The sequence below is a fragment of the Kitasatospora sp. NPDC058492 genome, assembly GCF_042720685.1.
In the GTDB taxonomy this organism is placed as follows: Bacteria; Actinomycetota; Actinomycetes; order Streptomycetales; family Streptomycetaceae; genus Kitasatospora.
In genome coordinates this window covers 179,625-194,193 of record NZ_JBHXMU010000002.1, presented here as the reverse complement: position 1 = coordinate 194,193, position 14,569 = coordinate 179,625, and the positions used below count along the sequence as shown (strand labels likewise).

The following is a 14,569-nucleotide window of genomic DNA, read 5'->3' as shown; positions in this document are numbered from 1 at the left end:
CACCATCGCGGCAAAACCCACTGGCGGCTCGGGGCCGTACGAACGAGCATGGCCCTCATGAGCGACCAACCCGAACGATGGACCCAGGCGACCGTCTACCCCGACATGTGGGCCGACCCGGACGACGACCCCCGCAACAGCGAGGGAGTCTGCCCTGACGGCGAACTCCCCACCCTGAAAGACTTCCTGACGAACTACCGCCACACCCTGCTGATGAAGTGCGAAGGCCTGGACCCGGAGCAGCTGGCCCGCCGGTCCGTCCCGCCGTCGACGATGTCGCTGCTCGGCCTCGTCCGGCACCTCGCCGCAGTGGAACGGGACTGGCGCGGCTGGATCAGCGACGGTGATCCGCTGCCGAAGCTCTACGGCAAGCGGGACGCGGACTTCGACGGAGCCGTCGCCGAGCAGGCCGAGGTCGACGCGGCGTTCGCCGACCTGGCCCGCGAACAGGCCGCGACCGACGCCGCCCTGGCCGCGCACCCGGACCTGGGCACGCGGCTGGGGAAGAGCGGCATCGCGGTGCGAGAGCTGCTGGTGCACAGGATCGACGAGTACGCCCGTCACTGCGGGCACGCCGACCTGTTGCGCGAGTGCCTCGACGGGCGGGTCGGCCAGTGAGGCCCGTCCCGGTGCGCTGACCTCGGCGGCCGGTCCCGTCAGGCGGCGCCCCGCTGGAAGGCGGCGCTGCGCCGGAAGACCGCCGACAGGCTCGCTCCCCCGGTGCCCGCCACCGCGCAGCGCAGCACCAGCGGCCCGGAGTCCGAGAGCACCGTGATGCCGGTGCCGCCGCTCGCGAGCCGGTAGCCGTCCAGCGCCAGCGTCAGCTGGACGGTGGACGCCTTCCGGGTGGGGTCGGCGACGGCGACGGAGAGGTCGCCGCCGTTCTCGCGGAGCAGGACGGAGCAGGGGGCGGAGACGGTCAGCGGGCCGACGGTGCCGGGGGCGAAGAAGTTGGCGAGGGTGAGTCCGAGTCCGGGCGCGCTGATCGCCTGGGCGTCGGCCGTGTTGGCGAGCACGGTGGCCGTCGGGGCCGCCGCGCGGGCCGCCGCCTGGTCCGGGCCGGCCCCGGGCATCAGCACGTAGTGGTACGTCCCGTCGACGGGGTCGGTGCCGTGGTCGAGGCCGATCGACAGGTAGGTCCGGGTGATCGGGTCGGGCGCCCCGCCCCGGTTGATGTCGGCCCACGCCCCGGTCCGCCGTTCGCGGGCGAGGTCGAGGGTGGCGCCGTCGGGGAACACCCAGGCGCCCGACCCGGCGAGCGCCGCCCAGCGGACGCCGTCGGCCCGCCGGCTCCAGCCGGGGTCGGCGGGCTGGCGGACGCCGTCCAGCACGAACTCCCGGTCCTCGCGGGCCCCGAGGTTGCGGTGGTCGACGGTCGTGCGGACGGCGACGCCGTCGGTGCAGCCGATGCCCGCGCCGAGGCAGACGATCGAATCGTCCAGGCAGAACCAGGACTTGCGCCCGACCAGGGTGGAGCCGAGGCCCCGGACGTCCTGGCCGACCACCGACCGGTCGCCGTCGCTCGCCCCGCCCGCCCAGGCGGTCGCCGGGCGGGCCTGGCCCCAGTCGCCCCCGGCGCCGTCGGCCAGCGGGCGCGTCGACACGGTGGTGCCGGGCAGCCGGTAGGGGTCGGCGGTGGGCCAGAAGGAATCGCTGTACTGCTCGTCGCCCTGCTCGCCGCCGTACCAGTAGAGCATTCCGCTGCCGCTGTGCCAGGCCCGCAGGTTCTCGCCGTTCCCGCACTCGTAGAAGGCGGTCCGGGACGAGGACAGGCTGAGCTGCGCGCTCCAGCCGGGCCGGCGGTGGACGGCCCGGTCCATGGTGAACACCCGGCTGCCCGTGCCCTCGTCCGCCGCCCGGGTGCCGGAGTCCGCCAGGAGGGCCTGTGCGCGGGCGAGTTCGGGGATGTCGGCAAGGGCGTTGGACAGGTGGGGGAGCACCTGGTCGCGCTGGAGGGAGCCCTTCACGGCGGCGCGCCAGGCCGCCGCCTGGGCCGCCGGCACCGACCCGGAGTCGGCCAGCCGCAGGACGTCCCCGAGCAGGGCGTGGCCGCGCACGTGGTCGTCCAGGCGGGCCCGCCGCGCGTCGCCGGCCTGCACGCCGCGGCTGACGGCGCGGCCCGAAACCCCGTCCATCACCAGGCCGTTGAACAGGAACGGCAGGAACCCCCGGTCCACGGCGGTGAAGACGTTGCGCAGCGCGGGGTCGGTGACGGCCCAGGGCGTACCGGCGAGCAGGCGCAGCAGCCGGCTCAGGCTGCCGAGCAGCACCTCGCCGTAGCTGCCGGTGTACGGCACCCAGGTGTGCTGGACGAAGCTGCCGTCGGCGTAGATCCCGTCGCCGGTGGTCACGTAGCGGAACACCGGTGACAGCCCCCGCTGCGCGGCGGCGACCGGGGCCGCCGAGCGGCCGATGACACCGCGCAGCGCGAGCACCCGGCACAGGTCCACCCGGTTGGCCCCGGTGCTGGTACCGGTGTACTTGTCGACCACCGAGGACGGGACGAAGTGGTCCACGGCCGCACCGCACGCGGCCGCCCGTTCGGCCGTCAGGAGGTCGCCGAGCAGCACGCACACGTCCAGCAGGGCCTGGGGGGCGCCGATCTGCCAGTCCCACCAGTTCCCGTACGACGTGGTGGTGGCGGTGTAGGCGCGCTGGAGCACCCAGTCCAGGCCGGTCGTGACGGCGGCGCCGAGGCCGGGGTCGGCCGTCGAGCCGGTGGCCGGCCGGGTGAGGGCCAGGGCCATGAGCCGCAACCGCCCGACCGTCGACGTGACGGCGGCGGAGGCGGAGCCGACCGGCAGGTCGGGCCAGAGCGACCCGACCTGCGGGCTCAACGCGGCCTGGTGGCTCCGCGCCTGGTCGCCCAGCGCGGTGAGCGCGCGGGCGAACGGCGGCGCGGCCGGGTCGTACCCGGTGCCGGTCAGCTGCTCGGACCAGGCCGCGCGCATCGCGTCGTAGTTGTCGGCGGCCCGGGCCTCGGTTGGCCCGCCGAGCCACCACGCGGCCGCCGCGGCGCTGGCGGCGGCGCTGGTCCTGAGCAGTCCGCGCCTGCTCAGGACCGGTATCGCCGCCGGGTCACCGGTCTTCGTCCACGAGCTGTCCATCGGGCCGTCCTTCCTCGCGAACTCCCTTGTCTGACCGGAGAGTAAGCGCTTTCTATCGCGAGGACAACGCTTCCGGCACGGCCCGCGACCGGAGAGCCTGCTACCGGAGGGCCGGCTACCCGACCGGCCCCGTCGACCCGCGGGGCACCAGCTCGGTGGCGAGGACGGCCCGCTGCGGCTCGGGGCCGGGGCGGTGCAGCGCGAGGCGCAGCGCCGTGCGGCCGAGGTCGAGGTGCGGGATGCGCACGGTGGTCAGGCCGGGCCTGAGGTCCTCGGCCCCGGGCAGGTCGTTGAAGCCGATCACCGAGACCTGTTCGGGCACGGAGATCCCGTGCTCCCGCAGGACCGTCAGCACGACGGCCGCCACGTCGTCGTCGTGCGCGAAGACCGCCGAGAAGTCCGGCGGGCCCTGGGCCAGGCGGCGGCGCAGCCAGGCCCGCGCGCCGTCCCGGGTGTGGCACCCCTCCACCGTCAATTCGGCCGGGTGGCCCAGGCCTTGGGCCGCCAGCGCGGCCTGGTGCCCGGCGAGGCGCTCCCGGGTGGTGGTGGTCGCGGCCGGTCCGCCGAGGAAGAGGATCCGCCGGTGGCCCAGCGTCAGCAGGTGGTCGACGGCCGCCCGCGCGCCGCCCGCGTTGTCGTAGTGCACGGCCGTCAGCGGCAGTTCCTCCCCCGGGGCGGGCCGGCCGCAGAGCACCAGCCGGGAGCCGGCCTCGTCCAGGATGCCCGCCAGCCGGGCGATCCGGGTGCGGTACCCCGGGCTGTCCTCCACCCCGCCCACCAGCACGACGGCCTCCACGTCGCGCGCCCGCATCTCCTCGACCAGCGTCAGTTCGCGGTCGGGGTCGTCGTCGGTCGCGGCCACCAGGCAGAGGCAGCCCTCGTCCACCGCCTGCCGCTCCACACCGTGCGCGACCCGGTTGTGGAAGGGCGCCGCGAGGTTGCCCAGCAGGATCGCCACCGTCCGGGACCGCCGGCCGGCCAGCGCCCGCGCCTGCGCGTTGACGACGTAGTCGAGGTCCCGCACCGCGCGCAGCACCCGCTCCCGGGTGGCCCCGGCCACCGGGTAGTCGCCCGCCAGCACGCGCGACACCGTCGCCATCGACACGCCCGCCAGCGCCGCCACGTCGTTCACCGTGGGCCTGCCCCGCCGGGCTCTCCCCCCGTCGCTCACCGCTGTCCCCCCGGTCCCGACCGACTCCGCGCCCGGCCTTCGACGGCGGGCCGTGCCCCGAGGATACGGGCGGCTGCCACCTCGCGTCCGCCGGGCTCAGGAACCGTCGTCAGGCGTCGGACGTCACTCCCCCTGCAGAACCGTTCGCGCAGGTCGCGGGCGGGTGGGAGCCGGAAGGGACGGGTGGGGAACGGTGACGCAGGTGACCGAGGTGACCGAGGTGGCGGACGGGGCCGCGGCCGACGTGGACGGAGCCGCGCCGCAGGGGCGGCGGGCGTTCGCGGTGGCCGGGTTCGCGTCGGGGCGGGGCGGGCGTTCGCGGGAGCTGGGGAAGGCGCTGCGCGGGCGCATCCCCCGGGAGCGGCACGCGGAGTTCTCGCCGGTGCCCGGGCGGCCGACGGCTGTCGAGGCGATCGAGGCGTCCAACGCGGGCCGGATCGCCGCGTTGGTGCCGATCCGGGTGGGGCGGATGGCCGCCACGCCGTTCGCGTTCCTGCGCGGTTCGGCCGGGCTGATGGCCGCCGACCTGGCGGGCACCCCGGCCACCGGGGTCGGCGCCCAGCTGTGCGGGGACGCGCACGCCGCCAACTTCGGGCTGTACGGGGACGCCCGCGGGCAACTGGTGATGGACATCAACGACTTCGACGAGACCGTGCCCGGCCCGTGGGAGTGGGACCTCAAGCGGCTGGCCGCGAGCCTGGTGCTGGCCGGCCGCGAGACCGGGGCCGACGAGACCACCGCCCGGGAGGCCGCCCGGCACGCGGCCGGCTCCTACCGCCGCACGATGCGCACGCTCGCCAAGCTGCCCGCGCTGGACGCCTGGAACGCCGTCGCGGACGAGCAGTTGGTCTCCTTCACCGAGGCGCACGACCTGGCCGAGGTGCTGCGCAAGGTCGGCGCGAAGGCGCTGGGCAACACCAGCGCCAGATTCGCCGCCCGCAGCACCACCCGTACGGCGGACGGCGGTCGGCGGTTCACGGCCGCTCCGCCGGTGCTCACCGAGGTGACCGACGCGACCGCGCGGGCCGTCGCGCAGTCGCTCGGCCCGTACGTGGCGACGGTGCCCGCCGAGGTGCGCACCCTGCTGTCCCGCTACCGGGTGCAGGACGTGGCGTTCCGGGTGGTGGGCACCGGCAGCGTCGGCACCCGCTCGTACGTGGTGCTGCTCACCGACCACCGGGACCAGCCGCTGGTGCTCCAGGTGAAGGAGGCCCGCCCGTCCGTGCTGCTGCCGTACCTGGAGCGCGCGGGCCACCCGGTGGCCGGTCAGGACGGCCACGAGGGCCGCCGGGTGGTGCTCGGGCAGAAGCACATGCAGGTGGTCAGCGACACCCTGCTGGGCTGGACGACGGTGGACGGACTCCCCTACCAGGTCCGGCAGTTCCGCAACCGCAAGGGCAGCGTCGACCCGGCCGCGCTGCTGCCGGGCCAACTGGACGACTACGCCCGGATCACCGGCGCCCTGCTGGCCCGGGCGCACGCGCACACCGCCGACCCCGGCCTGCTGGCCGGCTACTGCGGCAGGAGCGAGGCGCTGGACGAGGCGGTCGCGGCCTTCGCCGTCGCGTACGCGGACCGGACCGAGGCCGACCACGCCGACCTGGTCGCGGCGGTGCGCGCCGGCCGCCTGCCGGCCGAGTTCGGCGTCTGACCGGCGCGTCCGCCCCGAGGCGTCCGCGTCAGGACGTCCGCGTCAGGCGGACAGGAACGGCGCCACCGCGGCGACGAACTCGGCGGGCCGGGCACTGTGCACGAGGTGCCCGGCCTCGATGGTGACCATCCGGCAGTCCGGGATCAGCCGGGCGAGCTCGGCGAGCCGCTCCTGCGGGACGTGGCTCGCCGAGCCGCCCGCGACCACCAGGGTGCGGGCGGTGATCCCGGCCATCCCCGCCAGCCAGGCCGGGTCGGGGGTGTCGACCTGCGTCTTGACGGCCTTCACCACGGCCCAGTCGAAGTGCACCGGCTCGTCCGGCGCGTCCGGCACCGCGCCGGCCGGGCGCGGGTGCGGTGCCGGGATGTCCTCCAGGACCAGCCGGCCGATCCGCTCCGGCCGGGCCTGGGCGACCAGGTAGCCGACCACGCCGCCCATCGAGTGGCCGACCAGGTCGACCCGCGCCAGGCCGAGCGCGTCGAGGAAGGCGAGCACGTCGTCGCGCATCTCCTCCAGGCCGTACCGGGCGGTGCGGCCGCTGTCGCCGTGGCCGCGCAGGTCGAGCGCGTACACGCGGTGCCCGGGGGCGAGGCCGGGCAGGACGACGTCCCAGTCCGTGGCGCGCTCCCCGAGGGCGTGCAGCAGCACCAGCGCCGGGCCGTCCGGCGGGCCGCTCTCGCGGTAGGCGAGCGCCACCTCGGGCAGGTCCACGATCCGGTTCTCGGTCATGCCCGCCACCGTAACTGCGGGCCTGCGCCGGACAGAACTCAGCGGACCGCTGTTCGCCCACGGCTCACCGCGACGGGCTCGCCGGTCGCCTCCCGGGCCGCGCGCCGGCCGGCGAACACCGAGGCCAGGACGGCGAGGGCGGCGACCGCCGCGCACACCACGCTGGTGGCCAGGTAGGCGGAGCGGTGGTCGCCGCCCCCGGCGGTCTGCCGCAGGTAGACGCCGGACAGCGCCGAGACCGCGACCGCCGCCGCGATCCGCTGCGCCATCTGCAGGATGGCCCCGCTCACCCCGGCCGCCTCGGCGGGCGCGTGGCGCAGCACGTACGCCTGGTTGGTGGCGCCCATCACGCCGATCGAGGCGCCGCCGAACAGTTGCAGCAGCGCCAGCAGCCAGGGCAGGACGGCGGCGGGCGCCCAGTGCGCGACCAGTCCGCTCGCCAGCATGACCAGGGCGGAGCCGGTCATGCCCGCGGTGACGGTGCGCCGCCCGAAGCGCTGCACCACCCGCCAGGCCAGCGCGGAGGCGACGCCCATGGCCACCGCCGAGGGCAGCGCAACGAGTGCGGCGCCCATCGGGGAGAGCCCGAGGCCGTCCTGGAGGAACATGGTGAGCACCAGTCCGGCGGCGAGCGAGGAGCCGAACTGGGCCATCGCGGTCACGGTGCCGAGCGCGTACGGCGCGGAGCGGGTGAGTGCCGGGTGGATCAGCGGGTGGCCGCCGGAGCGGGCGTAGCGGCGCTGCCACCAGGCGAGCGCGCCGAGCAGCAGGACGGCGACGGCGACGAAGGCCAACCAGCCGGTCCAGCCGGGCGGTTGGACGAACGGCAGCATCAGGGCGAGGGTGAGCGCGGCGACCAGCAGCAGGCCGACCAGGTCGAGGTCGGCGTGCCGGGCACTCGGGCGCGGCCTGGGCAGGTGACGCACCGCCAGCGCGACGGTGGCCAGTCCGAACGGCACGTTGAGCAGGAAGGTCAGCTGCCAGCCGTGCTCGGGGCCGGCCGCCGCCAGGACCGCGCCGCCGATCGGCGGGCCGAGCGCGAAGGCCAGGCCGCCCGTGACGGCGTACATGCCGAGGGCGCGGGCCCGCAGCTGGCCGTCGAACACGTCCTGGAGGGTGCCGATCATCTGCGAGTTGACGAGCCCGGCGCCCACGCCCTGGAGCAGCCGGGCGGCGATCAGCACCTCGGGCGCGGTGGCGGTCGCCGAGACCAGGCTGACCAGGGTGAACAGGGCGAGGCCGGTGACGAAGAGCCACTTGCGGCCCCTGACGTCGCCCAGCCGCCCGCCGGGGATCAGCGCCAGGCCGAAGGCGAGCGAGTAGCCGGCGACGATCCACTGGAGGTGGGCGGGCTGGGCGTGCAGGCTCTCGCGCAGGGCCGGGATGGAGGTGTTGAGGACGGACTGGTCGAGCAGCGTGGTGAAGCCGCCGGCGACGCAGACCAGCAGGACGCGGCGCCCGGCGGCGTCGAAGCGCTCGCGGGGCGCGGCGGCTATCCGGGTCTTCGGTCGCCTCACGGTCCCACCACCACCAGGGCGTACCGGGCGTCGTCCGGGCCGGGGGCGCGGAATCGGCTGGTCCCGGAGACGTAGCGCAGGCAGTCGCCGGGGCCGAGCAGGTGCCGCTCGCCGTCGACGGTGAGCTCCAACACCCCCTCGAACACCCACAGGTGGTGTTCCAGGTCCGCCACGCAGGGGCGGTCGTAGGCGATGTCGGCGCCGGCGGGCAGCCGGCCCTCGCCGATCTCGGCGCGCAGCGAGCCGTGCGGCGGGGAGACGGAGCGGCGGACGAAGCCGGTGGTCTCGTCCCGCCAGATCCGCTGGTCCGCGGCCCGCACCAGCCGGGCCGGCGCCGACTCGACCTCGGCGAGCAGCCGGGACATGGTCCGCCCGTAGACGGCGCAGAGCCGCCCGAGCAGCGCGGCGGTCGGGCTGACTTCGGCCCGTTCGACGCGCGACAGCGTGGAGCGGCTGACGTCCGCCAGCCGGGCCAGTTCCTCCAGCGTCCAGCCCCGTTCCAGTCTCAATTCGGCGAGCCGGTTGGCGAGCCGCTCGTCGGCGGCCGTCTCGATTCCCATATTCGCGATGCTATCCCGGATATGAGATCACTCCCAGGGGCGCGGGCTGCTGCGGGCGGGGCGTGGGGAAGGGCGGGCGGCGTGGACTCGGCCGGGACTGCGCGCTGCGTTCGACTGCGCGCCCCTGCGCTCCTCGCGCCCTCTCCCGTTCCTCCGGCTCCTCCGCCCCTTCGACTCCTCGGCTCCTCGGCTTCGGCTCCTCGGCTCCTCGGCTCCTCCGACCCCTCGGCCCGGGAGGGGCGGTGATCATATGATGTTCGGCGGATCAGGGCTGGTCAGCGGCCCACCGGCGAGGGGGAATCATGTTCGGCATCATCAGACCGTGCAAGCACCGGCTGTCCGAACGGCTTCAGGCATCGTGGCTGGCGCACCTGTGCGGGCTCTGCCTCGCGCTGCGCGACGACCACGGCCAACTCGCCCGCACCGCCACCAACTACGACGGCCTGATCATCTCGGTCCTGGTCGAGGCCCAGGCCGCCCGCGAGGACGCCTCCTGGCGGCGCACCGCCGGGCCCTGCCCGCTGCGCGGCATGCGCACCGCCTCCGTCGCCCGGGGTGAGGGCGCCCGGCTCGCCGCCGCCGTCTCGCTCGCCCTCGCCTCGGTCAAGATCCGCGACCACGTCGAGGACCGTGACGGCGTGTTCGGCCGCCGCCCGGTCGCCGTCGGGGCCCGCGCGGTCACCCGGCGGTGGGACCGGAAGAGTGCCGGCAGCGCCTCGGCGGTCGGCTTCGACACCGGCGTGCTGCTCGAAGCCGCCTCCCGGCAGGGCGAGTTGGAGCGGTCACTGCCGCCCGGCGGTTCCGTCCTGCTGGTCACCGAGCCCACCGAGACCGCCACCTCGGCCGCGTTCGCGCACACCGCCGTCCTCGCCGGGCGCCCCGGCAACGCCGCCCCGCTCGCCGAGGCCGGCCGGCTCTTCGGCCGGCTCGCCCACCTCCTCGACGCCGCCGAGGACCAGGCCGCCGACGCCGCCGGCGGCGCCTGGAACCCGCTGACCGCCACCGGCACCGACCGCGCCGAGGCCGAACGCCTGTGCCGCGACGCCGTCCACGGCATCCGGCTCGCGCTGCGCGAGGTCGAACTGACCGACCGGGCCCTGGTGCACCTGCTGCTCGCGCACGAGACCGAGCGGGCCGTCGAGCGGGTCTTCGGCCCGGCCGCCCACGCAGCCGCCTGCCGCACCCGGAACGCCGGACCCGTCGCCGACGGGTCCGCCCCCGACGGATCCGCGCACGCAACGACCGGCGGGCACCCGCACGCCGCCGCCGGGGAGCACCCGCACGACGCGCCGCCGCGCCAGGCGCCGCCCGGGCAGACCCCCGGTCAGGATCCCGGCCAGACCCCGCTCCCGCCATGGGTCCCCCAGGGCCCCGGCTTCACCCCGATCGGCAGCAAGCCGCCGCGACCGCGCAACCTGCTGGCCGGCTGCGCGGTGTGGGCGCTGATGGCCTGCACCTGCCAGTTGCTCTGCTGCGACCACAACGACCCGTTCAGCCGGGAGCGCCGGGAGGGCTGGTGCCAGCGGCACGACTGCGACTGCGGCGACTGCTGCGACCCTTGCAACTGCTGCAACGGTTGCGATGGCTACGACGGTTGCAGCTGTTGTGACGGCTGCGACTGCTGTGACTGCAGCTGCTGACGTGCCGTACCGTCAGCGGTCCGGATTCCACCGCGCCGCCGGCGGCAGCGGCGACGCCGTCACCTGATCGACCGCCACCGGCCCGGAGCGCCCCCGCGGCACCCCGGGCCGGTCCGCCGGCCCGTACGACTCACCGCGCCGCCAGAGCGGCAGCACCACCACCGGGCGCCGCTCCGGCCCGTCAGGCATCGAACCCGGCCGCCGCCCGGCGCCTCGCCCGGTCCGCCGTCCGGTCCGCCGCCAGCGAGTTCTCCAAGCGCGCCAGCAACTCCCGGAACCGCTCGGTGTCCTGCTCCGTCATCCGCCCCTCGGGCGCCGCCCCCGGCCACTCGGCCGTTATCTCGTTCATGAGTCCGACGTTACGCCCCGACGATCAACAGGCGATAAATGCGGAACGCACGCCTACGGGTGCGGCGGTGAACGGAGCCGGTCCTCTTGGCGCGCGCGGGGGTTGGTGGTTCACTTCTCATGTTAGGCAACTTTCCTAACATGGCACCAGTGCTCGACCGCCTCCCCCCGCGAGAGGACCAGCTCCCCATGGGCCGTAGCCGCACCAGGACACTGATCGCCGCGGCGGCACTCGCCGCCCTGCTCCCGCTCGCCTCCACACCCGCCGAGGCCGCCGCACCCGCCGCGCACGGCGCCCGGGCCGCCTTCCGGCACCCCGGCGTGCTGGTCGGCGACCAGCAACTCGCCTTCCTCAAGGGCAAGCTGGCGGCCGGGGCCGAACCCTGGACGTCCGCCTTCGCCGACCTCCGGTCGAGCACGTACGCCTCGTTGGACTGGCGGCCCCGGCCGCGCGCCACCGTCGAGTGCGGGTCCCGCTCCCACCCCGACAACGGCTGTTCGGACGAGCGCAACGACGCGATGGCCGCCTACGCCCACGCCCTGCAGTGGGTGCTCACCCACGACCAGCGGTACGCCGACAAGGCGATCGAGATCATGGACGCCTGGTCGGCCGTGATCCAGGAGCACACCAACAGCAACGCCCCGCTGCAGACCGGCTGGTCGGGCAACAACTGGTCCCGGGCCGCCGAGTTGATCCGCCACTCCGGGGCGGGCTGGCCGACCGCCTCGATCGACCGCTTCGCCACCATGCTGCGCACCGTCTACGTGCCGCTGCTGTCGCCCGGCAGCCCGCGCAAGAACGGCAACTGGGAGCTGATCGAGACCGACGCCCTGATGGGCATCGCGGTCTTCCTCGACGACCGCGGCCTGTTCGACCAGGCGGCAGGAATGTGGCGCAAGCGCCTGCCCGCCTACGTCTACCTGTCCTCCGACGGCGCCCTGCCGGTGCCGCCGCCCAAAGCCGGGATCGAGGGCAAGACCGCGCTGGTGAATTACTGGTCCGGCCAGTCGACCTTCGTGGACGGGCTGTCGCAGGAGACCTGCCGCGACTTCGGGCACACCGGCTGGGGTCTGGAGGCCGCCGCCCAGACCGCCGAGACCGCCCGGCTCCAGGGCCTCGACCTGTGGGGCGAGGGACGCGAACGGCTGGTCAAGGCCCTGGAGTTCCACACCGCGTACGAGAACGGCGCGAAAGTTCCGAACTGGCTCTGCGACGGCTCGCCGAAGACCGGCCTCGGCCCGGCCGTCCAGCTCGCGTACAACGAGTACCACCTGCGCGAGGGTGTGGCGATGCCGCAGACCGGGCGGTACGTGGCCGCGCGCAGCCCGTTCGGGGCCGACCACTTCATCGGCTGGGAGACCCTGACCCACACCAGCGCGCCCTGACGGCGCGGGCGGGAAGCGGCGGTTCCGGGAGTGCACCCGCCCGGGGCCGCCGTTTCGGCCGCGCCCTTCCCGGGAACGCCCGTTCCGCGCGGCTCACCCCTCGGGGAACAGGCCCTCCAGGACGGTGGCCACCCCGTCCTCGTCGTTGCTGCCGATGACGTGGTCCACCGTGGCCAGCACCTCAGGGTGGGCGTTGGCGACACCGTACGAGGTGCCCGCCCAGGCCATCATCGGCAGGTCGTTGGGCATGTCGCCGAACGCGACCGCCTGCTCGCGGGTGATCCCTCGCCGCCGCGCCAGGTCGCCGAGCGCGGAGGCCTTGCTGACGCCCTTCGCGACGGCCTCGACCAGCCGCTCGCCGTTCGCGTGGTAGACCGTCACCAGCTCGCCGAGCACCGGGCGGGCCAGCGCCAGCAGCTCGTCCGCGGACAGCTCCGGGTGACGGCCGATCAGCTTGGGCGCCGGGCGACCGAACAGCCGTGCGTCGTCGAGGCGTTGCACGGTGGTGTCGGCGTCCCAGGCGCCCGCCTCGTAGTGCGCGTCCCCGGCCAGCTCCTGGGCGTACTCGACGGCCAGCCCGATCCCCGGCACGGCCTCGCGCAGCCGCCGGGCGCTCTCGCCGAGCACGTCGACCGGGATCGGGTTCTCGGCGATCACCGCGCGGGTGCGCATGTCGTAGCCGAATGCGCCGTTGGAGCAGATCGCCACGCCCCGGTGGCCGAAGGCGGCCGCGATCTCGCCCATCAGGCGCGGCGGGCGGCCGGTGACCAGGACGACGAGCCCGCCGGCCCGTTCGACCCGGGCGAGCGCGGCGACGGTGCGGGCCGAGACGGTGCGGTCGCCGCGCACGATCGTCCCGTCGAGGTCGGTGGCCACCAGGCGCGGCGGCCGTATCGGGGTGACGGTGGGTGGGGTGGTGCTCGGGAGGCTCATGGGTCGGTGCTCCGTGCTGGTCGGGGTTTCGGTGGGAGCGGCCGGGCGCGGAGGCGTGTGCGGTACGCGCGCGTACGGCGCGGGCGGTGCGCACGCGGCGTGTGTGTGCACGCGGGGCGCCCGATTCGGTGGTGCAGGGAGCTCGCGGGCCGGGCCCGGCGGTGGCCGGGCGGACGGTCGCCAGACGCTCGGACGGTATCACCGGCGCGGCCCGTTCGGCGGCTGACGGGTGCCCTACGATCGACCGAATGAGCACAGCAGGACGGACTACGGCCACGGACGGGGCGCCGCAGCCCGTCACCCTCGCCCCACTGTCAGGGCCTGGACAACAGCCGTGGAACCGGCAGCGGCTCCGGAGCAACAACGAGTGGCTCCTGCTGGAGCGGCTGCGCTGCCACGGCCCGCTCTCCCGGGCCCAACTCGCCCGCGACACCGGGCTGTCCAAGCCGACCGTCTCCACCGCACTGGCCACCCTCGAACTCGCCGGACTCGCCCGCGAGGCCGGCAGGTTCGCCCCCGAGCGCGGCCGCACCGCCGTCCTGTACGAGACCGACCCGGCCGCCGGGCACGTCCTCGGGCTCGACATCGGCCGGGCCCGGCTGCGGGTCGCCGTCGCCGACCTGTCCGGATGCGTCGTCGCCCGCCGCGACCTGCCCAACCGCGGCCGCTCGGCCGACGCCGTCGCCGACGCCGTCGTCGCGGCCGCCCGCGAGGCCCTCGCCGAGGCGGGCCTGCCCGGCACCGCCGTCGCCCACACCGTGGCCGGCACGCCCGGGGTCTGGGACGAGCGCAGACGCAGCGTCAGGCTCGCTGCCAGCCTGCCCGGCTGGGGCCGCCCCGGCCTGTTCGACCGAATAGCCGACGGCCTGGGCACCACCGTCACCGTCGCCAACGACGCCAACCTCGCCGCCGTCGGCGAGTACACCTACGGCGCGGGCGCGGGCAGCCGGCTCTTCGTCTACCTGCTGGTCGGCACCGGACTCGGCCTGGGCGTGGTCAAGGACGGCGAACTGCTGACGGGGGCGCACGGCGCGGCCGGGGAACTCGGGCTGCTGCGACTGCCGGGCTGCGCCTCCGCCACTGCCACTGCCACTGCGACCACCGGCACCGGCACCACCCTGGAGGAGACCGTCTCGGCCGATGCCGTGGTGCGCACCGCCCTCGACCTCGGGATGCGGCGGCCGCTCACCGCCGAGAAGGTGTTCACCCGGGCCCGGCTCGGCGAGCCCGCCGCGGTCGAGGCCGTCCGGCAGGAGGTGGACCGCCTGGGCTACGTCCTCGCCGTCGTCGCCGCGCTGCTCGACCCGGACGTGGTCGTCCTCGGCGGCGGCATCGGGCGCAGCGCCGACCTGCTGCTGCGCCCGTTGGAGCAGGCCCTGTACGAGCGTTCCCCGCTGCGGCCCCGGCTGGAGCCGAGCCGGCTGGGCCAGGACGCCGTCCTGCTGGGCGCCGTCGCCACCGCCCTGGAGGCGGCCCGCCCCGAGGTCTTCGAGCGGCGCACGGCCCCCGTCCCGGGCTGACGGCCCC

General features: G+C 75.5%; 12 protein-coding genes. 5 read left to right on the top strand and 7 right to left on the bottom strand.

Going from position 1 to position 14,569, the window contains the following annotated elements:
• The first annotated feature begins 57 nt into the window (after window positions 1–57).
• Entirely contained in the window at window positions 58–618 is a 561-nt protein-coding gene (locus ACFWPI_RS02360; protein WP_380378608.1) for a DinB family protein, read from the top strand.
• A gap of 38 nt (window positions 619–656) precedes the next feature.
• Here ACFWPI_RS02360 and ACFWPI_RS02355 read toward each other — a convergent pair whose 3' ends face one another.
• Together ACFWPI_RS02355 and ACFWPI_RS02350 are read right to left on the bottom strand one after the other, a co-directional pair.
• Window positions 657–3,107, bottom strand: coding sequence for a polysaccharide lyase 8 family protein (locus tag ACFWPI_RS02355; protein ID WP_380378609.1), 2,451 nt, complete (start codon window positions 3,105–3,107; stop codon window positions 657–659).
• Between the two features lie 115 nt (window positions 3,108–3,222).
• The gene (locus ACFWPI_RS02350) at window positions 3,223–4,239 is read right to left on the bottom strand and encodes a LacI family DNA-binding transcriptional regulator (protein WP_380378610.1); all 1,017 of its coding nucleotides are present in this window, start codon (window positions 4,237–4,239) and stop codon (window positions 3,223–3,225) included.
• Between the two features lie 241 nt (window positions 4,240–4,480).
• On the opposite strand from ACFWPI_RS02350, the gene ACFWPI_RS02345 reads away from it, so the two are divergent.
• Window positions 4,481–5,929 (top strand): DUF2252 domain-containing protein, encoded by a 1,449-nt coding sequence (locus ACFWPI_RS02345; RefSeq protein WP_380378611.1) that lies wholly within the window; start codon window positions 4,481–4,483, stop codon window positions 5,927–5,929.
• Between the two features lie 42 nt (window positions 5,930–5,971).
• Here the strand turns inward: ACFWPI_RS02345 and ACFWPI_RS02340 are convergent, their stop codons facing one another.
• Genes ACFWPI_RS02340 through ACFWPI_RS02330 form a run of 3 tightly spaced genes read right to left on the bottom strand, consistent with a single transcriptional unit; the run spans window position 5,972 to window position 8,735 of the window.
• Window positions 5,972–6,658 (bottom strand): alpha/beta fold hydrolase, encoded by a 687-nt coding sequence (locus ACFWPI_RS02340; RefSeq protein ID WP_380378613.1) that lies wholly within the window; start codon window positions 6,656–6,658, stop codon window positions 5,972–5,974.
• A gap of 38 nt (window positions 6,659–6,696) precedes the next feature.
• The gene (locus ACFWPI_RS02335) at window positions 6,697–8,175 is read right to left on the bottom strand and encodes an MFS transporter (RefSeq protein WP_380378614.1); all 1,479 of its coding nucleotides are present in this window, start codon (window positions 8,173–8,175) and stop codon (window positions 6,697–6,699) included.
• A complete protein-coding gene (locus tag ACFWPI_RS02330) occupies window positions 8,172–8,735 on the bottom strand; it encodes a helix-turn-helix domain-containing protein (protein WP_380378616.1) in 564 nt (187 codons plus the stop codon). Before ACFWPI_RS02330 ends, ACFWPI_RS02335 begins: the two co-directional genes overlap by 4 nt.
• Before the next feature lie 302 nt (window positions 8,736–9,037).
• On the opposite strand from ACFWPI_RS02330, the gene ACFWPI_RS02325 reads away from it, so the two are divergent.
• Window positions 9,038–10,375 (top strand): DUF5685 family protein, encoded by a 1,338-nt coding sequence (locus ACFWPI_RS02325; RefSeq protein WP_380378617.1) that lies wholly within the window; start codon window positions 9,038–9,040, stop codon window positions 10,373–10,375.
• 181 nt (window positions 10,376–10,556) lie between these two features.
• Here the strand turns inward: ACFWPI_RS02325 and ACFWPI_RS02320 are convergent, their stop codons facing one another.
• Complete coding sequence (locus ACFWPI_RS02320) at window positions 10,557–10,724, bottom strand: hypothetical protein (RefSeq protein WP_380378619.1); 168 nt, start codon at window positions 10,722–10,724, stop codon at window positions 10,557–10,559.
• 188 nt (window positions 10,725–10,912) lie between these two features.
• Between ACFWPI_RS02320 and ACFWPI_RS02315 the strand changes: the two genes are divergently transcribed.
• The gene (locus tag ACFWPI_RS02315) at window positions 10,913–12,109 is read left to right on the top strand and encodes an alginate lyase family protein (protein ID WP_380378620.1); all 1,197 of its coding nucleotides are present in this window, start codon (window positions 10,913–10,915) and stop codon (window positions 12,107–12,109) included.
• 93 nt (window positions 12,110–12,202) lie between these two features.
• Here the strand turns inward: ACFWPI_RS02315 and ACFWPI_RS02310 are convergent, their stop codons facing one another.
• Window positions 12,203–13,042, bottom strand: a complete 840-nt coding sequence (locus ACFWPI_RS02310) for an HAD family hydrolase (protein WP_363373571.1) — start codon at window positions 13,040–13,042, stop codon at window positions 12,203–12,205.
• Between the two features lie 248 nt (window positions 13,043–13,290).
• Between ACFWPI_RS02310 and ACFWPI_RS02305 the strand changes: the two genes are divergently transcribed.
• Entirely contained in the window at window positions 13,291–14,562 is a 1,272-nt protein-coding gene (locus ACFWPI_RS02305) for an ROK family protein (RefSeq protein ID WP_380378622.1), read from the top strand.
• Window positions 14,563–14,569: the final 7 nt, after the last annotated feature.

Coding starts and splice junctions, on each gene's coding strand:
- ACFWPI_RS02360 (WP_380378608.1), top strand. CDS start 58: ATGAGCGACCAACCCGAACGATGGACCCAGGCGACCGTCTACCCCGAC.
- ACFWPI_RS02355 (WP_380378609.1), bottom strand. CDS start 3,107: ATGGACAGCTCGTGGACGAAGACCGGTGACCCGGCGGCGATACCGGTC.
- ACFWPI_RS02340 (WP_380378613.1), bottom strand. CDS start 6,658: ATGACCGAGAACCGGATCGTGGACCTGCCCGAGGTGGCGCTCGCCTAC.
- ACFWPI_RS02330 (WP_380378616.1), bottom strand. CDS start 8,735: ATGGGAATCGAGACGGCCGCCGACGAGCGGCTCGCCAACCGGCTCGCC.
- ACFWPI_RS02325 (WP_380378617.1), top strand. CDS start 9,038: ATGTTCGGCATCATCAGACCGTGCAAGCACCGGCTGTCCGAACGGCTT.
- ACFWPI_RS02320 (WP_380378619.1), bottom strand. CDS start 10,724: ATGAACGAGATAACGGCCGAGTGGCCGGGGGCGGCGCCCGAGGGGCGG.
- ACFWPI_RS02315 (WP_380378620.1), top strand. CDS start 10,913: ATGGGCCGTAGCCGCACCAGGACACTGATCGCCGCGGCGGCACTCGCC.
- ACFWPI_RS02310 (WP_363373571.1), bottom strand. CDS start 13,042: ATGAGCCTCCCGAGCACCACCCCACCCACCGTCACCCCGATACGGCCG.
- ACFWPI_RS02305 (WP_380378622.1), top strand. CDS start 13,291: ATGAGCACAGCAGGACGGACTACGGCCACGGACGGGGCGCCGCAGCCC.